The sequence below is a fragment of the Enterobacter cloacae complex sp. SYL003 genome (assembly GCF_049236925.1).
GTDB classification, from domain to species: domain Bacteria; phylum Pseudomonadota; class Gammaproteobacteria; order Enterobacterales; family Enterobacteriaceae; genus Enterobacter; species Enterobacter intestinihominis.
Window position 1 is genome coordinate 396,483 of record NZ_JBMKJK010000002.1, and the last position, 21,095, is coordinate 417,577.

The following is a 21,095-nucleotide window of genomic DNA, read 5'->3' on the forward strand; positions in this document are numbered from 1 at the left end:
CAGAGAAAAACAGAGATGGAACAAGCGCATACCCGGTTAATTGCTCAACTCAAGGAACGAATTGCCGCACCGGACAACACGCCGCTGTATCTGAAATTTGCCGAAACGGTCAAGAACGCGGTGCGCAGCGGTGTGCTCGCGCACGGTAATATTTTGCCCGGCGAGCGCGATCTGAGCCAGCTGGCCGGAGTGTCGCGTATTACGGTGCGTAAAGCCATGCAGGCGCTGGAAGAGGCTGGCGTCGTTACCCGCGCGCGTGGATACGGGACGCAAATCAACAATATCTTTGAATATTCGCTGAAAGAGGCGCGCGGCTTTTCTCAGCAGGTGGTGCTGCGTGGCAAAACGCCCAACACCCTGTGGGTCAATAAACGCATCGTGAAGTGCCCGGAAGAGATCGCCCGCCATCTTTCCCTTGCGCCGGAAAGCGATGTGTTTTTGCTTAAGCGCATCCGTTACGTGGATGACGATGCGGTATCGATAGAGGAGTCCTGGGTACCGGTAGGATTAATTCCCAACCCGGACGACATTGGCGTCTCGCTTTATGATTACTTCCGCAGCCAGAATATCTTTCCGCAGCGCACCCGTTCCCGCGTCAGCGCCCGGATGCCGGACAGCGAGTTTCAGGCGCATATCAAGATGGACGATAAGATACCGGTGCTGGTGATCAAGCAAGTCGCGCTCGATCAACAGCAGCGGCCAATTGAGTACAGCATCAGCTACTGCCGCAGCGACCTATACGTCTTTGTGTGCGAGGAGTAGGGCCTCGCGCGTGGGGGCGCAGTCTCCACCGCGATGGCTGACTACCCAGGCGGCCACGGCATTGCCAAGCTGTACCGACTCTGGCAGTGACCATCCCGCAGCCAGCCCGGCAAGGGTACCTCCCGCATGGCTGTCACCGGCACCGATGGTATCGACGACGGTAGCAGGAAACGCCGGAACGTGTCCGGAAGCGTCAGCGTCGTACCAGACCGCCCCGTCTTTATCATGGCGTACGATTAGCGCAGCGCCAAACCGTTGCTGCCACTGAGTGCCGAGCTGTTCCACGTTCACGCCAAGCCATTCGGCGGCAAGTTCCGCCTCCTGCCGATTGAGCGAGACAACCGGTTTACGGGCCATAATCCGCGCCATCAGCGGGTCGGGAATATCCGCGATGCGCGGACCGAAATCGATAAAGAGCGTCACATCCTGAAGACGTTCCACCCAGGCCGTCAGCAGCTCGCCGCTGGGCGACGCCAACTGGTAGCCGGACAAATAGATCAGGCTTTTCTCCGGCACGCTCAACCCATCCAGCCAGCGTTGCTGCCACTGATTCTCCACACCGCTAAACGACATGAAGGTCCGTTCACCATCAGGCTCCACCAGCGCCAGGCACCAGCCGTTATCGCCCGTTTCCGCTTCCACGGCGCTGTGCAGATCCTGCTTCGCCATGGCATTACGGATAATATCGGCCCACACGCCGTGGCCAACGGGAAGCGCGTTTTGCGCTGCAATGCCGAGCCGCTTGAGGGCGATGGCGATATTCAGCGCGCAGCCGCCAATATTCACTCCCTGTTGCTTCAGCTCGATATCACACCCGCGCCAGGGCAGGGCGTAGGCGTCGGCAATCACGTCGATGACCGCCGCGCCGAGCACCGTTACGGGGCGCGTAGCGTGAAGGGTTTCGAGACGGCGGGCAAAAGCACTCATACGCCCTCCCTTTGCTCCCGGAAGTGCAGCAGTTTTTCGCAGTAGCGTCCGAAATCAAGCTGGTTTACGGCATCAAGTTCGCTTTTAAGCGCCGGATCAATGGCCTGTACACCGTGCAGCGCGCCACAGATGGCCGTTGCCATCGCGCCGATAGTGTCAGTATCACCGCCCAGGTTGGCGCATAACACCGCGCAGCGGTTCGGATCGGTGCCCGCGAGTTCGACCATCGCAATCGCCGCCGGAACGGACTCCAGTGTGCTCGTGCCCGCGCCAATAAGCTGATAGATCTGCTCGCTGGCGGTCTCCGTACCGTTGGCTTCGCGCACGGTTTTCAGGGCCAGCTCAATACGAGCGGAAAGCGATGCGCTGAAGGTGGTGGTGTTCGCCTCCTGTGCCGCACGGGCAATACCCGGCAGGGCATCGGCGATGTTCTGCCAGCGCTCGCCGTCGATAGCGCGTGAAACCGCCCACGCGATGACCACCGCACCGGCGATGGCGAGATCCGATTTATGGGTCGGGCTGGAGGCTAACGCAACCTGTTCAACAAAATGTGCCAGACGCGTGGCCGGTAGCAGGCATCCCAGCGGGGAGGCGCGCATCGCCGCCCCGTTGGTGACGCCGTTATTTTCCAGCTCGCTCACCGGCTTGCCGTCACGGATGGCGTTCAGGGCAATTTTGGAGGTCGGGCCGAGCACATTCTTATTGAACGCGTCAAAATCCAGCGCCCAGTCCAGAATATGCTTACCGATAACGTCAGGATTAATTTCCCCGTCGCATTCGATAATCGCGTCGGCCAGGCACAGCGCCATCGACGTATCATCCGTAAATTCGGCCTGATTAAAGTAGCAGGCGGCATTATTCTCAGCCGGGCCGGGTAAGAAACGGTCGATCCAGCCGAAGTGCGCTTTCACCCGCTTGCGCGGCCACAGTTCAGACGGCATCCCCATCGCATCCCCTAACGCCTGCCCGTAAAGAGCACCGAGAATACGGTCTTGTTTCATTTAACTTCCCCTCGTGTCAGCGCGGTATCGCCATCAACCACCTCAATTGCGGTGATCTCTTTATCCGATTCGCGGAAAAACAGCATAAACAGCACGGCAATCACTACAATCATGATTGCACCAAACGTCCACATTCCGGCCCAGTTGAAGGTCAGCCCATTCACCGGCTCTTTATAGGCGAACATTTTTTCCATCATCACGCCGCCGAGACGGTAACCCAGCAGGCTACCAAAGCCCTGACAGCACAGCGTGATCAAGCCCTGCGCCGCGTTGCGCATATGCACGGGCGCTTTTTTATCCACGTAGATGTACGCGGTGACGTAATAGAAGTCATAGCTTACGCCGTGCAGCAGAATGCCGAGGAACAGCAGGGCGTAGGTGAAGTATTGTTCGGCACCGCCGTAAACAAAGAAGCCGTAGCGAATGGCGGCGGTGATCAGGCCCAGCAGCAAGACCTTCTTAATACCAAAGCGTTTGGTAAAGAACGGCAGAGCGAGCATGAAGAAGATTTCAGAGAACTGGCCGAGGGTCATCCAGCCGGTGGCGTTTTTCATCCCCACTTCGGTGAGATAGCCGTTGGCAAAGATGTAGTAGAAAGCCAGCGGCATGGCGAACAGGAATGAGCAGAAGAAGAACACCAGGAAGTTTTTATCGCGCAGCAGGATCAGCGCATCCAGCCCCAGCATCACTTTGATATCCAGCTTGCCGGTGCTCTTCGGCGGGGTATTCGGCAGGAAAAGTGCGAAGACGCCGAGCAGAAGGGAGCTGACAGCGGTCATCAGCAGCGGGATATTGGTGTCAGAGATGTCGCTATAGCCCATCATCTGGGGCAGGAAGCCGCACGCCAGGCCGGATGCAATCCAGCCGATGGTGCCCATCACGCGGATGCGCGGGAAATCAGCCTCCACGTCATCGACGTTCGCAAAAGCGATGCTGTTCGTCAGCGCGATGGTCGGCATATAGGTCAGGGAGTAGGCCAGCAACAGCGGGAAGAAGGTGCTGAACTGGGTTTGCTGTGCTGCGAAATACATCAGAATCGCGCCAGCGAACATCAGCACGGCCAGCACTTTCTGGGCGGCGAAGAAACGGTCGGTCAGCGAGCCGACCAGGATAGGAGAGAGGATCGCGGCAATAGCGGTACAGGCATAGGACCAGCCAATTTCCCCAGCAGTAAACCCGCTCTTGCTCAGCCACAGCCACAGCGGCACAAACCACGCGCCCCAGATAAACCATTCAACAAACATCATGAATGACAGTTGGACTTTCGTTTTCATTTTTTAATCCTGCATGTCAGAGGTACGCATGTAACATACCATGTGATAATACCTTTTAAATACCTTTAAGGCGATTGTTTGATCAGTGTAACAAAAATGTTGTACATGAAACGAGCCAGCAGATTGTGCTTAAAAAAGTTGCAAATGGTGGAAAATAGGTTAAGTCGGTACCAGGCTTAGTCTGCCTGCAAAAACGTGGGCTTGGATCACACGCTCCGACATCATGTCGGACATACGGGAGCATCACTATGACTGATATTGCGCAGCTGCTTGGCAAAGACGCCGACAGCCTTTTACAGCATCGTTGTATGACCATTCCAGCCGACCAGCTTTATCTGCCTGGCCATGATTACGTAGACCGCGTCATGGTCGACAACAACCGTCCTCCTGCCGTACTGCGAAACATGCAGACGCTTTATAATACCGGCCGCCTGGGCGGAACCGGGTACCTCTCTATTCTGCCCGTTGACCAGGGCGTTGAACACTCTGCGGGGGCATCGTTTGCCGCGAACCCGCTCTATTTTGATCCGAAAAATATCGTCGAGCTGGCAATTGAGGCAGGCTGTAACTGCGTGGCCTCCACCTACGGCGTGCTGGCCTCCGTGTCGCGTCGCTATGCCCACCGCATTCCGTTCCTCGTTAAGCTGAACCACAACGAAACCCTGAGCTACCCAACCGAATACGACCAGACGCTCTACGCCAGCGTCGAGCAGGCGTTCAATATGGGGGCGGTGGCGGTCGGGGCAACCATCTATTTCGGTTCTGAACAGTCGCGTCGTCAGATAGAAGAGATCTCCGCGGCGTTCGAGCGCGCCCACGAGCTGGGCATGGTAACCGTGCTGTGGGCCTATCTGCGTAACGGCTCGTTCAAAAAAGACGGTGTGGATTACCACGTGTCTGCGGATCTGACCGGTCAGGCAAACCACCTTGCGGCGACCATCGGCGCGGACATCGTGAAGCAGAAAATGGCCGAGAATAACGGCGGCTATAAAGCGGTGAACTTTGGCTATACCGACGACCGCGTCTACAGCAAGCTGACCAGCGACAACCCGATCGATCTGGTGCGCTACCAGCTGGCGAACTGCTATATGGGCCGCGCCGGGCTGATTAACTCCGGCGGTGCGGCAGGCGGTGAAACCGACCTGACCGATGCGGTGCGCACGGCGGTGATTAACAAACGCGCGGGCGGCATGGGGCTGATCCTTGGCCGTAAGGCGTTCAAAAAATCTATGGCCGACGGCGTGAAGCTGATCAACGCGGTTCAGGACGTCTATCTGGACAGTAAGGTCACGATCGCTTAAGTCTTTTCCCCTCACCCTAACCCTCTCCCCAACGGGGAGAGGGGACTGTTCAGTGCATACGGGAAGAGGGCCGCCACCCGGCAACACATCAGCGCAAAAGCTGACAGTCCGGCGGCAACCGGCACTGCAACGCGCCGGGCAAAACTTCGATGCGGAATCGCTCGCCGCTGAGCGGCTCTCCGTCAAGGTTAAAGGTCATGCCGTGGGGGGCGATCACCTCAAACCACGCGGATGTGCCGTCGATGATATTGGGGCTCTCCTCTGGCTGCGTCAGCGTCGTAAACAGCGCAGGCAGCAGCCCGTCGCCGGTAAAAATACGCAGCTGTAATTGACCGTCGTTGATCAATGCTTCCGGGCAAAGCTGCTGACCGCCCCCCGCCTGCCGCCCGTTGCCGATACCAATCACCAGCGCGTCGCCCTGCCAGTGGAAGTTTTCACCTTGGATCTCACAGCTGTCGGGCTTGAGGGTGTCCATGCGCATCAGGCCGTGGATCAAATATGATACGCCGCCCAGCGCGGCCTTCAGTTTTTCCGGCGTTTCGCTGGTAATGCGGGTGCCGAACCCGCCGGTCGCCATATTGATAAAGCAGGTTCTTTCATTCACCTGAGCAATATCGACGGCGGTCGCTTTCCCGAGAATGGCCAGCTGTAGCGCTTTTCCTACATCCTCCGGAATACCGGCGCTGGTGGCAAAATCGTTGGCGGTACCGAGCGGTAAAATCCCCATCGCCGGGCGAGCTGCGGCGTTGAGGTCAATGAGCGCACCGGCGATCTCGTTGATCGTTCCGTCGCCGCCGCCGGAAATGATGGTCTGAACACCTAACCTGATGCCCTCGTCGATGTAGCGCGCCGCATCGCCTTTTTCAAACGTTACTCGCACGTGTATGCATGCTCCGTCTTCACGCAATTCGGTAATCGCCTGGCGCAGCAGATCGTTGCCTGCACTCTTGCCGTTAAGAATTAATAAACTGTCTGGATAGGTTGCCATCCGGGTTGCTCCCTTTTTTAGCTATAGAAAGAGTGTATCCCAGAGAGGGAAAAAGCGGGTAAGAACAGGATGAAAGGCAAAAAATAAGCCCGCGTAAGGGCTTTGAAATCGACTAAAGAACCCCGTAGCGCTTACAGTGCATACTACTGCCGCTCAATTGACTATTGTGGTCAACGTTTGAGGTGTGACATTGGCCTTGCCTCGATTTTGAGCTGCTTACGCCAGACCCGATTATGTAGCGTTAGCGCAATGGAGCGGTAAAAAATCGATGAATTCATCCACATAATGTTCAAAAAGAAACATCCCAGCCCCAGCAAAGAGGTTATTTGCGGTGTGTAGTTCTCAACAGCGCCGAATAAAAGCGAAATCCCCGTCCAGATGAAATAAATGATGCTCATTATGCCTGTCAGCGTAATGACGAAAATATGCAGTTTATATCCAGGTAAAGAACCTCGTGTAGTCAGAAACATCGTGCTCATCACTACCAGACAATACACAATCGCTGCAATGAATACTCCCATCATAACCTTAAATTCGGGTAAGCCGAGCCAGCGAAACAGCAACAACCAGAGGGACACTTGCAGCATGGCGTAGCAAAAAATAGCCAGTAACGTGCTCACTGCCAAAGGAATTCCTGTCATATGGACGCCCACAGGAACGCCGAACCGATCTTTTAACTGTTCTTTTAATGTTTCAAGCTGGTTGGGATCATCGGTCGCCATTTTACTTTTAACCAAAGCACTTAATGCAAGGCTATCTTTAATGTATTTCATCATGGACGGGTCAATAACTTCCTGTAAATGAAAAAGACTGAATTAAACCAAAAATGTATTTACCCGTTTGTGCAACATTCTGTGGATTTCTGATATTTCCTGAGATGGCACTTCCAACGAAGGCAGAAGAATTTGAAATGGTATTCAGCAACTCACGCTGTAAGAGCAACTGCAACGCTTCTGACGGATAACGTTTGGGATACACGCCTGCCTTCATTGCTGCTTTTACACCTGAATTCGAGATGCCGGGATTGCGGATACGAATAATCTCCTCTGTTAATCGCGTACGGTCGGCCCGGCTCATTTTTTGTAATAAGGAGAGCAAACTCTCAGACGATGAACGGTTAAGAAGGCGATATGTTAATGCAGCGCTTTTTAAACCCGCAGCAGCCCCGGCAAGAGAAATCGCATCCAGGGCTGTGTTGGTTGCTGTATACCACTCCTGGGAGTCCATCCACGCAACGTAGTCATCGTGATTCATAGCAATCAACGATAGTCGGCCAAGCCCATTTGCACATTGAATTCCAGTTGCTACACCACCGGCTAAAATCACAGCGGCTATAGCACCGGAAGACCCTGCAGTGAGAGGTATAGCCATACCGGCTCCTGCCGCAAGTACAACAGTAAGAATTGCGGCTCCGCAGGAAATTGCCGTTGAACCAATTTCAGTCGCCAGGGAAGGGGACTGAATCGTAGCCGTTGTTGCGTGAACGGGGTTAACTTGTGAGGCATTTACTTTGGTTATGACTACATGACTAACCGAGCTTTCGTTTGGTGTCGCAATCCTTCTTGATGGCCGTACTAGCCACTGACGTGTACCGTCTGAGTAGATAATCCCGGCCTGGCTAAAATTTCTGCTGCAGTCCAGTTGACCTGCAAGTGCTGTGAAATTTATATCGCCGCCAGAGGCAAGACCAAGACTGCGTGCGAGTTCGTAATCTGGAAGATCCTTTGAAAGTTGTCCTGTGAATGTCACTTCATCTCTCCGTCCGTGTGAAGCATTGATTGTTAATAAATCAAGAGTAAAGGTCCTGTTAACACTTAAAATTAGGAATGTTCCGAATAGTGTTCATCCCTCTCAAATCCATTAAAAATGTGATTAGGATCCTTTGTTCGTTCGACTTGCTTAGATGATACGCCTAATGCTGACACAAACCTTTCCCGGGTCAATGCAACGCCATATTTGTCAGGGGGAAAAATTTCAGGAGTTAACAAAAAAATAAGCCCGCGTAAGGGAGATTACGCAGGCTAAGGAGGTGGTTCCTGGTACAGCTAGCATTTATGGGTTATGTTTTTCAGCGGGGGGATAATACTCGTATTGAACGAAGCGGTATGTGATCCGATTCTAAGAATTATCCCAGCGTGAAAAAATCCCGTTGATTGACTATTTGCCGTGCGGATTTCGGGTATTTTCACCTTCAAAATTGCGCATCAGCAGCGCAAACTCCAGCTCTACTTCTTCAGGAACCGGCAGCCAGACCACATGGCCGTCGCCAGGTGCGACCTCAATCGCCTCACCTTTTTTGTTTTCCAGATGCTCCAGGCGGAAGTTCATGTTGCCCTGCGGTGTCATCAGCTCCAGGCTGTCGCCTTTAGTGAATTTGTTTTTTACGGCGACGGCGGCCAGCGGGCCTTTACGCTCGCCGGTGAAGTCGCCTACAAACTGCTGGCGTTCGGAAATCGAATAGCCATGCTCGTAGTTCTGGTAGTCGTCGTGGGTATGTCGACGCAGGAAACCTTCGGTATAACCGCGATGCGCCAGGCCTTCCAGCGTTTCCAGCAGGCTGGTGTCGAACGGTTTACCGGCGGCGGCATCGTCGATGGCTTTGCGATACACCTGCGCGGTACGAGCGCAGTAGTAATAGGACTTGGTACGGCCTTCGATTTTCAGGGAGTGCACGCCCATCTGGGTTAAACGCTCCACGTGCGCGATGGCGCGCAGATCCTTCGAGTTCATGATGTAGGTGCCGTGCTCGTCTTCGAAGGCGGTCATGTACTCACCCGGACGTTTGGCTTCTTCGATCATAAACACGCTGTCGGTAGGCGCGCCGATACCCAGCGTTGGATCAACGTTGGTGACCGGGATCGGCTCGTGTTTATGCACGATGTTACCGATGTCATCCTCTTTGCCTTCCTGAACGTTATATTCCCAGCGGCAGGCGTTGGTGCAGGTGCCCTGGTTCGGGTCACGCTTGTTGATGTAGCCAGAGAGCAGGCAGCGGCCGGAGTAGGCCATGCACAGCGCGCCGTGAACGAAGATTTCGATCTCCATATCCGGCACCTGGGTGCGGATCTCTTCGATCTCTTCGAGAGACAGCTCGCGAGACAGAATGACGCGGGTCAGCCCCATCTGCTTCCAGAATTTCACCGTTGCCCAGTTGACGGCGTTAGCCTGCACCGAGAGGTGAATGTCCATCTCCGGGAAGTTCTCCCGAACCAGCATGATTAAACCCGGGTCCGACATGATCAGCGCGTCCGGCCCCATCTCCACGACCGGCTTCAGGTCACGAATGAATGTTTTCAGCTTGGCGTTGTGCGGCGCGATGTTCACCACCACGTAGAATTTTTTGCCCAGGGCATGCGCTTCGTTGATGCCGAGCTGAAGATTCTCGTGGTTGAATTCGTTGTTACGCACGCGCAGCGAATAGCGCGGCTGGCCCGCGTAGACGGCGTCGGCACCATAGGCGAAAGCGTAACGCATATTTTGCAGCGTTCCCGCCGGGGAAAGGAGTTCCGGTTTAAACATGTTTGTTCTCGTTCTGATGACAGGTCAGATCCGCGTGCACCAGGTGCAGCGGTAAGGGGAGATCCCCCACTTTAAGGGCGGGCATTGTAGCGCTGCGGGGCGGGGAGGTAAAGCCCGGACCCCTCACCCTAACCCTCTCCCCAGGGGGGAGAGGGGACTAAAACACCCTCTCCCCCCTGGGGAGAGGGCAGGGTGAGGGGAGAATGTTGTCAGGCAATCCTGCACGCATCCGCTTCCCAGCGATACCCCACGCCGTACACCGCGCGAATAAACGACTGGTCGGCGTCCAGCGCCTCCAGCTTGCGGCGCAGGTTTTTGATGTGGCTGTCGATGGTGCGGTCGGTCACCACGCGGTAATCGTCATACAGATGGTTGAGCAGCTGTTCGCGGGAAAACACTTTGCCCGGCTCGTGGGAGAGGGTTTTCAGCAGGCGGAACTCCGCTGGGGTGAGATCCAATAGTTTGCTGCGCCAGCTCGCCTGGAAGCGGCTTTCGTCGACGATCAGCGGGCTTTGTGCATCCAGCACCTGCAATTCACGCTGCGGCTTGCAGCGGCGGAGGATGGTTTTCACGCGAGCGACCACCTCCCGCGGGCTGTAAGGCTTGCAGATGTAATCGTCGGCGCCGATTTCGAGCCCCAGCAGACGGTCGATCTCTTCGATTTTGGCCGTCACCATCACGATGGGCACATCGGAGAAACGACGAATTTCCCGGCACAGGGTCAGGCCGTCAGTACCCGGCAGCATCAGATCCAGCAGGATCAGATCCGGCGGCGTCTGGCGCACGTAGGGCAGCACCTGGTCGCCGTGGCTGATAAGCGTTGGCGCATAGCTCGCGGCACGTAAATAGTCGATCAGCAGTTGCCCAAGTTTAGGCTCGTCTTCCACGATCAAAATACGCGGTGTGTTGTCGTCAATCGGTAACTCGGTCATGCTTCCCTCGATAAATCCCGTTCCAGAGGTAACTCTACTGTAATGCTAACCCCGCCAAAAGGCGAATGGGCGGCGCGGATGGTGCCACCATGCGCCTCCACAATGTTTACGCAAATCGCCAGCCCAAGGCCGGAGCCCCCGCTGGCGCGGTTACGCGAACCTTCGGTGCGATAGAAGCGCTCGAACAGTTTTTCCAGCTGCGCATCCTTCACGCCAGGGGCGGAGTCCGCAAAGGTCAGGGCAAAGCGCCCGTTCTCCTGCTTGCCGGAGATATGCAACCCGCCGCCGCCGTCGGTGTAGCGGAGGCTGTTCTCCAGCAGATTATTGAACAGCTGCATCAGGCGATCTCTGTCGCCGAATACCACCGCGCTGTCAGGCAGCGAGAGGTTGATTTTCAGGTCACGGCTGGCGAAGCGTTCGCGGAACGCGCCGGTCACGACTTCAAGGATATTGATCACGTCGATCGGTGCTTTCTGGTAGGCCAGGGCGCCTTCATCGGACATGGAAAGCTGATGCAGATCGTCCACCAGTTTGGTCAGCGTACCGACTTCCGCCTGTAGCGAGGCCACGGATTCGGGGGTGAACTGCCGCAAGCCGTCCTGAATCGCCTCCAGCTCACCGCGCAGCACCGCCAGTGGGGTGCGCAGCTCGTGCGAAATGTCGGCCATAAAGTCGCGGCGCATCTGCTGGTTTTTCTCCAGCGTGCTGGCGAGCTGGTTGAAGTCCTGCGCCAGCTTGCCCAGTTCATCCTGGCTGCGGGTGTCCACGCGGGTCGAGAAATCACCCGCCGCTAGCTTATGCGTGCCTTCCACCAGGCGTTTAACCGGCGCCAGCAGGCCGCGCGCCAGCGGGAAGGTGGCGAGCGCCGCAAGCAGGGTAGAAAGCGCGACAATCAGCCAGCTGGTCTGGCGCTGCTGGCGATCAAAGTTGATGTCGGTGTTGCGCGTCAGCCGCTCGACCGGCGAGGCAATAACCCAGCCCACCGTGGCGCCGTTCGAGGTAATGGCGCGCTTTGTACCGTCCGGCGGTACCGGCGAGCGCGGGCCAACGAGCACGCGCATCTCCTGATCGATCACCCAGAACTGGGTGCGCCAGCCGTGCGGCGGCATGCCCGGCCCCGGGCGGTCGTCGTCATTATCGTGCTCCAGCGAGCGCAGAATTTGAAATATAAAACGATCGTTATTGCGCAGAAAACGCCAGTTACCGTGCAGGCTATACTGTTCCCCCAGCGCGTCGCTTAAGCCCTGTAAGCGCTGTTCGTTACCGTGCTTGATGTAGTCAATAAAGCCGCGCTCAAAGCTGACCCGCACCGCCCAGTGCATGGTAATCAGCAGGACGATACAGGTGGCGAAAATCGCCACAAAAAGCTTACCGGTGATCCCCGGACGCCAGAATTTCATGGTGCACTCCTTTTGCCGCGTCGGATCACGACGTTTTTGGTCGTGTCATTCGGTACTCTGGCAAAGATAAAAGCGGGCAGGGCGATAATTACCGCCATGCTGAGGTAAGTGTATAAAAAGACCTGATGCGCGACGGGGGTGTCGGCGCTGAGATGGTGCTGACCGTACATGCCGAGCAGCAATCCGGCGACCGTGACCCCCACGCTCATAGAGAGCTGCATGATCATCGACAGCAGGCTGTTACCACTGCTCGCCAGTTCGTCCGGCAGATCTTTCAGCGTCAGGGTGTTCATCGACGAGAAGCGCATGGAGTTGATGATCCCCTGGCAGAACAGCACCAGCGGCAGGATGTAGTACCAGCCCAGCAGCGCCACGGTCATAAACAGCAGACTAACCAGCGCCAGCCCGAGCGTGGCGGCCACTAGCACCCGGCGATAGCCAAAGCGGTTTACCACCTGCACCACAATACGCTTCATCCCCATGCTGCCGAGCACCATCGGGATCATCATCAGCCCGGCATGGAACGGCGAGAAGCCCATCCCAATCTGTAAAAATACCGGCGTCATAAACGGCAACATGCCGCTGCCGATGCGTCCGGCAAAGCTGCCGAACAGACCAAGACGGTAGGTGGGATTCTTGAACAGGTTCAGGCTAAACAGCGCGTTAGCGTTGCCTCTGGCATGCCACAGATACCAGAGAATGGCGGTGACACCCAGCGCTACCAGCAGGGCGAGCGACAGGGAGGAGATCCCCAGCCCTTTTTGCCCGTCGAGCGCCAGGGTGAGCGTCGCCATGCCAGCTGCCAGCAGGATGAAGCCAAAGAAATCAAAGCGCCGGGTCTGCATTTTATAGTTCGGCATCAGTGTCAGGGTGGCAATCGCGCCGATAATACCGACTGGCAGGTTGATCAGGAAGATCCAGTGCCAGGAGGCATACTCCACCAGAATACCGCCCAGCGCCGGGCCCAGCAGCGGGCCGACCTGACCGGGCAGGGTGACGAAGGTCATCGCCGCCATATACTGCGCGCGCGGAACAATTTTCATCACCGTTAACCGCCCGACGGGCACCATCATCGCGCCGCCGACGCCCTGTAGCACGCGCGCCATCACCAGCTGGTCGAGAGTATTGGCCTGGGCGCAAAACAGCGAGCCGGTGGTAAACAGCACAATGGCGGTGAAGAAGATGTTCCGTACGCCGACTTTATCCGCCAGCCAGCCGCTGGCGGGCAGCATCACGGCGACCGTCAGCACGTAGGCGACAATCACCATATGCATGTGCAGCGGGCTCTCCCCCAGGCTTTTCGCCATTGAGGGGAGGGCTGTGTTCACGATGGTCGTGTCCAGCGACTGCATAAAGAAGCCGAACGCGACGATCCACAATTGCCAGCGAACGTTACTGGGTAGGTCGGTCATTTACTCGGTCACCGTGGTTCTCTTTTTACGCGAAAAACGCAGCCGCAGGCGGTCAAAGAACAGATAGACTACCGGCGTGGTGTAGAGCGTCAGCAACTGGCTCATCACCAGGCCGCCAACGATCGTGATCCCCAGCGGCTGGCGCAGTTCAGAGCCGTCACCGCCGGATATGACCAGCGGCAGTGCGCCGAACAGCGCGGCCAGCGTAGTCATCATGATCGGGCGAAAACGCAGCAGACAGGCCTGGAATATCGCCTCGTCCGGCGTCAGGTTGCCGTTGCGCTGGGCGTCCAGGGCAAAGTCGACCATCATTATCGCGTTTTTCTTCACAATACCTATTAATAGCATGATCCCAATGAGCGCGATGAGGCTGAATGGAGCACCGAACAGCTCCAGCGCCAGCAGCGCCCCCACGCCCGCAGAGGGAAGCGTGGAGAGAATGGTCAACGGATGCACGTAGCTTTCGTACAGCACGCCCAGCACGATGTACACCGTGGCAATGGCCGCCAGGATCAAAATGACCTGCGAGTTCATGGTGTCCTGGAACACCTGCGCCGTACCGGCAAAGCTGCCGCGCACGGAGGAGGGCACCCCAAGCTGGGTCATGGCGCGGTTGATGGCATCGCTGGCCTCAGACAGCGACGAGCCGGTTGGCAGGTTAAACGAGACGGTCGAGGCGGCGGAAAGCCCTTGGTGGTTCACCGACAGCGGTGCGTTCGACGGCTGCCAGCTGGCGAAGTACGACAGCGGGATCGCCTTGCCGTCATCATTGAGCACAAACATCTTGTCCAGCGCGCTGATGTCCTGGGTGTAGCGCGGATCGACTTCCATCACCACCTTGTACTGGTTCATCGGCTGATAGATGGTGGAGACTTCACGCTGCCCGAAGGCGTTGTTAAGCAGGCTGTTGGCCGCCTCCACGTTAATGCCCAGGCGGGCCATAGTTTCACGATCGTAGGTGAGCGCCATCTCCGCGCCGTTGTTCTGGCTGTCGGAGTTCACGTCCGCCAGCTGCGGCAGCGCGGCCAGCGCTTTACGGATCTTCGGCTCCCACTCGCGCAGGGCGGCTAAGTCATCCGAGAGCAGGGTGTACTGATAGCTGGCGTTAGCCTGTCGTCCGCCGACGCGGATATCCTGAACGGCCATCAAAAACAGGTTCGCCCCCGGCTCTTTGGCGAGCTTCACCCGCAAGCGGTCAATGATCTGCTGCGCCGTTTCGTGACGTTCACCGCGCGGCTTAAGGGTAATAAACATCATCCCGCTGTTAACGCGCGAGCCGCCGGTAAAGCCGGTAACGTTGTCTACGGCCGGATCTTCCCGGATGATTTTCATAAAGTCCTGAAGCTTGCCGCGCATCGCCTGGAACGAAATGCTCTGGTCTGCCTGAATACCGCCCATCAGCACGCCGGTATCCTGCTCCGGGAAGAAGGTTTTCGGGATGGTGATATACATCCAGACGTTGAGCCCGATGGTGGCGATAAGCACCAGCCCGACAATACGCGTGTGGTTCAGCACCCATTTCAGCGATTTGCCGTAGCCGGACTGCATCGCCATCAGGACGCGGCCAAAGCCTTTCCGGCGTGGCTGTGAGTGCGGTTGGCTGCGCTTTAGCATCCAGCCGCACATCATCGGCGTTAGCGTCAGCGAAATCACCAGTGAGATACCAATGGCGACGGAGAGCGTGACGGCAAATTCGCGCAGCAGTCGCCCCGGCAGGCCGCCCATCAGCAGCAGCGGCAGGAACACCGCCACCAGCGACAGGCTCATGGACAGGACCGTGAAGCCCACTTCGCGCGTCCCCTGAAGCGCCGCCTGGAGCGGCTTCATGCCCGCTTCCAGATGACGCGAGATATTCTCCAGCACCACGATGGCGTCATCCACCACAAACCCGGTAGCAATCGTCAGCGCCATCAGCGACAGGTTGTTAAGGCTAAACCCGCACAGGTACATGGCGGCAAAGGTGCCTATCAGCGATACCGGGACCGCCACCGCCGGGATCAGCGTGGCGCGCCCCGAGCGCAGGAACAGGAACACCACCAGAATTACCAGCGCGACGGAGATGATCAGCGTTTGCTCTACCTCTTCAAGCGAGGCGCGGATGGTGGGGGAGCGGTCCTGCGCAATCTGGAGATCGATGGCCGCCGGAATGGTTTCCTGAAGCTCCGGCAGCCGCGCGCGGATGCTGTTCACCGTCTGAATGATGTTGGCTTCCGGCAGCTTGCGGATCATCAGCAAAATCGCCGGTTTGGCATTGGTCATCCCGGCGTTACGCACGTCCTGCACCGAATCGGTGACGCTGGCGACGTCGCTCAGGCGCACCGCCGCGCCGTTGTTGTAGTGAATAATCAACGGCTGATACTCGGCGGCGGTTTTCAGCTCGTCGTTGGTCTGGATTTGCCAGCGGTGGCTGCTGTCCTCAATCGCGCCCTGCGGCTTACGCACGTTGGCGTTGCTGATGGCGGATCGCACGTCGTCCAGCGACACGCCCTGATTAAACAGCGCCTGCGGATTCAGCCCCACGCGCACGGCGGGCAAGGAGCTGCCGCCGACGTCCACGTCGCCCACGCCGTCAATCTGGGCGATGGTTTGCGCCAGCTGGGTGGAGGCAAAATCGTACAGCTCGCCCTGGGAGTAGGTCTCTGACGTAAGCGTCAGGATCATGATCGGCGCATCGGACGGGTTGGCCTTGCGGTAGGTTGGACGGCTCGGCATGCCGCTCGGCAGCAGGCTTTGGGCGGCGTTAATCGCGGCCTGCACGTCGCGCGCCGCACCGTTGATATCCCGGTCGAAGTTAAATTCCAGAATGATGCGCGTGCTGCCCAGCGAACTGCTGGAGGTCATCTCGTTAACCCCGGCAATCCGCCCAAGCGATCGCTCAAGCGGCGTCGCCACCGATGAGGCCATGGTTTCCGGCGATGCGCCCGGCAGCGAGGCGCTGACCATGATCACCGGGAAATCGACCTGCGGTAGCGGGGCCACCGGCAGCAGCCGGAAGCCGAGCACGCCGCACAGGGTGATAGCGACGGAGAGTAAAATCGTCGCCACAGGACGGTAAATGAAGAGGGCGAAAAACTTCACTTACGCCTCCTCTTCACGTTTCGGGAAGCGGCTTTTCGTCCACAGGGCCAGACGGTCAAACAGCAGGTAGATAACCGGCGTGGTAAACAGTGTCAGCACCTGGCTCACCAGCAGACCGCCGACCATGCCGATGCCCAGCGGACGGCGCAGTTCGGCCCCCACGCCGGTGCTCAGCATCAGCGGCAGCGCGCCCAGCAGGGCGGCGAGAGTGGTCATCAGGATCGGGCGAAAACGCAGCAGGCAGGCCTGGTAAATGGCCTCGCGCGGCGCCATACCCTGCTCGCGCTCGGCGGCCAACGCAAAGTCGATCATCATGATGGCGTTTTTCTTCACGATGCCGATAAGCAGGATGATGCCGATGATCGCAATCACGTCCAGTTCGCTCCCCGCCAGCATCAGCGCCAGCAGCGCCCCCACGCCCGCTGTCGGCAGGGTGGAGAGGATGGTGATCGGGTGGATGAAACTCTCATACAGCACGCCAAGCACGATATACATCGCCACCACCGCCGCGACAATCAGCCAGACGGTGCTGCCCAGCGCGGCCTGGAACGCTAGCGTACTGCCCTGGAACTGGGTCTGAATATCGGACGGGAAGCTGAGTTCTTTCTCCGCGCCCAGAATGGCCTCCACCGCTTCGCCCAGGGAATACCCGTCCGGCACGTTGAACGAAATGGTGGTGGACGGGAACTGATCGAGATGGTTAATCGACAGCGGGGTGTGGCGCTCTTCCACGCTGGCAATGGCGCTGAGCGGCACAATCCCGCCGTCTTTGCTGGTCAGGCGTATTGAGTCCAGCGCGGCAAGCCCGGGCGTGTTCTCGGTGTTATGTTCCAGCACCACGCGATACTGGTTGGCCTGGGTGTAAATGGTGGAGATCAGTCGCTGACCAAAGGCGTTATACAGGGCGTTATCCACGTCGGACATGGTAATGCCCAGACGGCTGGCGGTGTCGCGGTTGACGTTCACGTACGCCGCCAGCCCTTTATCCTGCCAGTCGCTGCTGACGTCAGAAACCTGCGGCAGTGCTTTCAGCTTATCCACCAGCTGCGGCACCCAGGTGCTGAGTGCATCAAGCGAGGTGGCCTGGAGCGTAAACTGGTACTGCGTGCGGCTCACCTGCGTATCAATGGTTAAATCCTGGATCGGTTGCAGATACAGCTCAATGCCCGGCACGCGCGCCACCGCGCTTTGCAGTCGCTCAATTACCGCGTTGACGCGATCGTCGCGGTCATCGAGCGGTTTAAGGTTAATTTGCAGGCGCGCGCTGTTGAGCGACGGGTTGGTGCCGTCCACGCCCACGTAGGCAGTCAGGCTTTCCACCGCCGGATCTTTCATGATGATCTCAGACACCTGCTGCTGGCGCTGCGCCATGTTGGCGAAGGAGACCGTCTGCGGCGCCTGAAGCGTGCCCTGAATAATGCCGTTGTCCTGAATCGGGAAGAAGCCTTTCGGAATGAAAATCCACAGCATCACGCTGAGCGCCAGGGTGCCGAGCGCCACGCCGAGCGTCGCCCAGGGATGGTTCAGGACTTTCGCCAGCACGCGGCCGTAGGCGGCGATAATGCGCTCGAACATCCGCTCGGAGGCGCGCGAGAAGCGGTTTTGCTTGCGCAAAGATTCGTGGCTCAGCATGCGGGCGCACATCATCGGCGTCAGCGTCAGCGACACCACGGCAGAGATCAGAATGGCGACCGCCAGCGTCACGGCAAACTCGCGGAACAGCCGCCCGACGATATCGCCCATAAACAGCAGCGGGATCAGCACCGCAATCAGCGAGAAGGTGAGCGAGATGATGGTAAAGCCAATTTCTCCTGCGCCCTTCAGCGCGGCGGCTAAGGGCTTTTCACCTTTTTCGATATAGCGCGAGATGTTCTCGATGACCACGATGGCATCGTCCACCACGAACCCGGTGGCGATGGTGAGCGCCATCAGCGTCAGGTTATTAATCGAAAAGTCGAGGAACACCATCACCGCAAACGTCCCGACCAGCGAGAGCGGCACGGCGACGGCGGGAATGATGGTTGCCGGAACGTTGCGCAGGAACAGGTAGATGATCATCACCACCAGCGCAATCGCCAGCATCAGCTCGAACTGGGTGTCTGACACCGAGGCGCGAATATTCGTGGTGCGGTCAGAAAGCACTTTCACGCTCACCGATTTTGGCAGGCTTTCCACCAGCTGCGGCAGCATGGTGCGAATGCTGTCGGCAGTATCAATAATGTTCGCGCCCGGCTGGCGCTGAACGTTCATGACAATCGCCTGCTGCTTATTGGCCCACGCCCCGAGCCAGCTGTTTTCCGCGCCTTGTTCGACGGTTGCCACGTCGCCGAGGCGGATCGGCGCGCCGTTTTGATAGGCCACAATCAGCTGGCGGTATTCATCGGCGGACTGCATCTGGTCGTTGGCAGAGAGCGTGACCGCACGGGTTGGGCCGTCCAGCGAGCCCTTCGCTGAGTTAACGTTGGCGCTGCTGATGGCGGTGCGAATGGTTTCGCTGGTTAACCCCAGCGCGGCAATGGCCTGGGCATTGAGCTTAACGCGCACAGCGGGGCGTTGACCGCCCGCCAGCGTCACCAGTCCCACGCCGGTCACCTGCGAAATCTTCTGCGCCACGCGGGTTTCGACCATGTCTTCCACCTGCGTCATCGGCATGGCCGAGGAGGTGACGGCAAGGGTCATGATCGGCGGGTCTGCCGGGTTCACCTTGCTGTAAACCGGTGGATTCGGCAGGTCAGACGGCAGCAGGTTAGTGGCGGCGTTAATCGCGGCCTGCACCTCCTGCTCGGCGACGTCCAGCGACAGCGTGAGCTGGAACTGAAGCGTGACGACCGAGGCGCCGCCTGAGCTCTGGGAGGACATCTGCTTCAGGCCAGACATCTGGCCGAACTGCCGCTCCAGCGGGGCGGTGATGGCGGAGGTCACCACATCCGGACTGGCGCCCGGATAGAGGGTGACAACCTGAATGGTCGGGTAGTCCACTTCCGGCAGCGCCGACACGGGCAGAAAACGGTAGCCAATGATCCCGGCCAGCAGGATCGCCACCATCAACAGGGTCGTCGCAACCGGACGTAAGATAAACAGGCGTGATGGCCCACCTGTAGAGCTCGGCGGCATCACCTGCATCAGGCTTTTGCTCCTGTATTCTGCGCTTCCACCACCTCGACCTGCGCCCCTTCGGTCAGACGGTCAATACCGTCGGTCACGACGCGGTCGCCAGCGGACAGCCCGGCACTGATCACCACCGTCTGACTGTCCTGGATCCCGGTTTTCACCAGATGTTTGCTGACCTTGTTTTCGCTGTTCAGCACCCAGACAAAGTTGCCTTCACTGCCCATTTGCAGGGCCGCCGTCGGGATCACCACGGCGTTTTCTTCTGTCGCGACCAGCATTCGCGCATTGACGAACTGATTCGGGAACAGGGCATCGTCCTGATTGTTGAAGCGTGCTTTAAGCTTGATGGTGCCGGTGGTGGTATCGATCTGGTTATCCAGGCTAAGTAGCGAACCTTCGCTCAGCTTCTGCTTGTTGGTACGATCCCAGGCTTCAACCACCAGCGCTTTTCCGGCCTTCTGCGCCTGTATCACCGTCGCAATGTCGCTTTCCGGCAGGGTAAAGACGAGATCGATAGGGTGCGTCTGGGTGATCACCACGATGCCCGTGGTATCGCCGCTGGAGATTTGGTTGCCGATATCAACCTGTTTCAGGCCCACGCGGCCGTCAATCGGCGCGGTGATCCGGCTCCAGTCGAGCTGGAGCTGGGCGCTGGCGACCGCGGCTTCGTCGGCCTTGATGGTGCCCTGAGATTCACTGACCAGAGACTGCTGGGTATCCAGCTCCTGGCGCGACACGAGGTTGGTTTTTACCAGCTGCTGATAGCGGGCTAAATCGCGGCGGGCATTGGCGAGGGTGGCTTTGTCTTTCGCGAGCTGCCCCTGCGCCTGCGCCAGGGCCACCTTAAACTGGCTTGGGTCGATTTCCGCCAGCAGATCGCCGGCTTTCACCTGCTGGCCTTCCTGGAAGTGGATGGCCATCAGCTGACCATCCACGCGGCTACGTACCGTCACGGTGTTGGCGGCGGTAATGGTTCCCAGCCCGGAGAGATAACGAGGCACCGCTTTATTCACCGCCGTTGCCGCCTGTACCGGTGCCAGCGCCGCGCCGCGCATACCGTGGCGCCCGCCGCCCGTTGGACGTTGTGAGGGGCTATTGGCGCCAGCAGGTGCCGTGGAGTTCGCGGACTGGCTGTGCCAATACCAGGCGGCCAGGACCACCACAATCAGACCAACGGCGATTGCCCAGCGGGATTTGTTACTGCCTTTCATCGTTATACGTTCTCGTCCTGAAACACTTTCGGGGAATGATACTAGTTTAGTCAGGTAACACAGCGGAAAAATGGAGGAAATATGGAAGACTGTCAGGAATGGTCTGAGTGTGGTGCGTTGTTTCGCCGGGTGGCGGCTTCGCCTTACCCGGCCTACAAGATGCTCGAACCGTAGGCCGG

Annotated in this window: 15 protein-coding genes; 2 read left to right on the forward strand and 13 right to left on the reverse strand. The window is 58.0% G+C overall.

The genetic code is table 11. The features are described 5' to 3' along the window. Positions 1 to 15 precede the first annotated feature (15 nt). Entirely contained in the window at positions 16 to 762 is a 747-nt protein-coding gene (locus ACOT1A_RS04410; protein ID WP_022648658.1) for a GntR family transcriptional regulator, read from the forward strand. Here the strand turns inward: ACOT1A_RS04410 and ACOT1A_RS04415 are convergent. The 3 genes from ACOT1A_RS04415 to ACOT1A_RS04425 are packed head-to-tail and all read right to left on the reverse strand — an operon-like array spanning position 736 to position 3,964. Then, positions 736 to 1,689 carry a PfkB family carbohydrate kinase gene (locus ACOT1A_RS04415; RefSeq protein WP_045308644.1) on the reverse strand — a complete coding sequence of 318 codons (954 nt, stop codon included), beginning with the start codon at positions 1,687 to 1,689 and terminating at the stop codon, positions 736 to 738. The genes ACOT1A_RS04410 and ACOT1A_RS04415 overlap by 27 nt on opposite strands. Beyond that, a complete protein-coding gene (locus ACOT1A_RS04420) occupies positions 1,686 to 2,690 on the reverse strand; it encodes an ADP-ribosylglycohydrolase family protein (RefSeq protein WP_022648656.1) in 1,005 nt (334 codons plus the stop codon). Before ACOT1A_RS04420 ends, ACOT1A_RS04415 begins: the two co-directional genes overlap by 4 nt. Further along, on the reverse strand, positions 2,687 to 3,964 hold the full coding sequence (locus ACOT1A_RS04425; protein ID WP_276169859.1) for a nucleoside permease: 1,278 nt from the start codon (positions 3,962 to 3,964) through the stop codon (positions 2,687 to 2,689). The genes ACOT1A_RS04420 and ACOT1A_RS04425 overlap by 4 nt, the downstream gene beginning before the upstream one ends. A 248-nt stretch (positions 3,965 to 4,212) precedes the next feature. Between ACOT1A_RS04425 and fbaB the strand changes: the two genes are divergently transcribed. Beyond that, a complete protein-coding gene (gene fbaB, locus ACOT1A_RS04430; RefSeq protein ID WP_022648654.1) occupies positions 4,213 to 5,265 on the forward strand; it encodes a class I fructose-bisphosphate aldolase in 1,053 nt (350 codons plus the stop codon). A gap of 88 nt (positions 5,266 to 5,353) precedes the next feature. Here the strand turns inward: fbaB and yegS are convergent, their stop codons facing one another. The 10 genes from yegS to ACOT1A_RS04480 all read right to left on the reverse strand — a co-directional run bounded on the left by yegS (position 5,354) and on the right by ACOT1A_RS04480 (position 20,916). Further along, entirely contained in the window at positions 5,354 to 6,253 is a 900-nt protein-coding gene (gene yegS / locus ACOT1A_RS04435; protein ID WP_276169858.1) for a lipid kinase YegS, read from the reverse strand. A gap of 170 nt (positions 6,254 to 6,423) precedes the next feature. After that, the gene (locus tag ACOT1A_RS04440) at positions 6,424 to 7,029 is read right to left on the reverse strand and encodes a hypothetical protein (protein WP_276169857.1); all 606 of its coding nucleotides are present in this window, start codon (positions 7,027 to 7,029) and stop codon (positions 6,424 to 6,426) included. Between the two features lie 7 nt (positions 7,030 to 7,036). Then, positions 7,037 to 8,002, reverse strand: a complete 966-nt coding sequence (locus tag ACOT1A_RS04445; protein ID WP_023300559.1) for a hypothetical protein — start codon at positions 8,000 to 8,002, stop codon at positions 7,037 to 7,039. Between the two features lie 408 nt (positions 8,003 to 8,410). Beyond that, positions 8,411 to 9,772: a tRNA 5-hydroxyuridine modification protein YegQ gene (gene yegQ, locus ACOT1A_RS04450; protein ID WP_063162886.1), complete on the reverse strand. Its 1,362-nt coding sequence runs from the start codon at positions 9,770 to 9,772 to the stop codon at positions 8,411 to 8,413. Positions 9,773 to 9,981: 209 nt separating this feature from the next. Further along, positions 9,982 to 10,704 carry a two-component system response regulator BaeR gene (gene baeR, locus ACOT1A_RS04455; protein ID WP_015572364.1) on the reverse strand — a complete coding sequence of 241 codons (723 nt, stop codon included), beginning with the start codon at positions 10,702 to 10,704 and terminating at the stop codon, positions 9,982 to 9,984. Further along, the gene (gene baeS / locus ACOT1A_RS04460) at positions 10,701 to 12,104 is read right to left on the reverse strand and encodes a two-component system sensor histidine kinase BaeS (protein WP_022648650.1); all 1,404 of its coding nucleotides are present in this window, start codon (positions 12,102 to 12,104) and stop codon (positions 10,701 to 10,703) included. The genes baeR and baeS overlap by 4 nt, the downstream gene beginning before the upstream one ends. Further along, positions 12,101 to 13,516, reverse strand: coding sequence for an MFS transporter (locus tag ACOT1A_RS04465; RefSeq protein ID WP_032623937.1), 1,416 nt, complete (start codon positions 13,514 to 13,516; stop codon positions 12,101 to 12,103). Before ACOT1A_RS04465 ends, baeS begins: the two co-directional genes overlap by 4 nt. Continuing rightward, the gene (mdtC, locus tag ACOT1A_RS04470) at positions 13,517 to 16,594 is read right to left on the reverse strand and encodes a multidrug efflux RND transporter permease subunit MdtC (RefSeq protein ID WP_276169856.1); all 3,078 of its coding nucleotides are present in this window, start codon (positions 16,592 to 16,594) and stop codon (positions 13,517 to 13,519) included. Further along, positions 16,595 to 19,717 (reverse strand): MdtB/MuxB family multidrug efflux RND transporter permease subunit, encoded by a 3,123-nt coding sequence (locus ACOT1A_RS04475; protein ID WP_023300557.1) that lies wholly within the window; start codon positions 19,715 to 19,717, stop codon positions 16,595 to 16,597. Then, on the reverse strand, positions 19,717 to 20,916 hold the full coding sequence (locus ACOT1A_RS04480; RefSeq protein WP_063146242.1) for an MdtA/MuxA family multidrug efflux RND transporter periplasmic adaptor subunit: 1,200 nt from the start codon (positions 20,914 to 20,916) through the stop codon (positions 19,717 to 19,719). Before ACOT1A_RS04480 ends, ACOT1A_RS04475 begins: the two co-directional genes overlap by 1 nt. Positions 20,917 to 21,095: the final 179 nt, after the last annotated feature.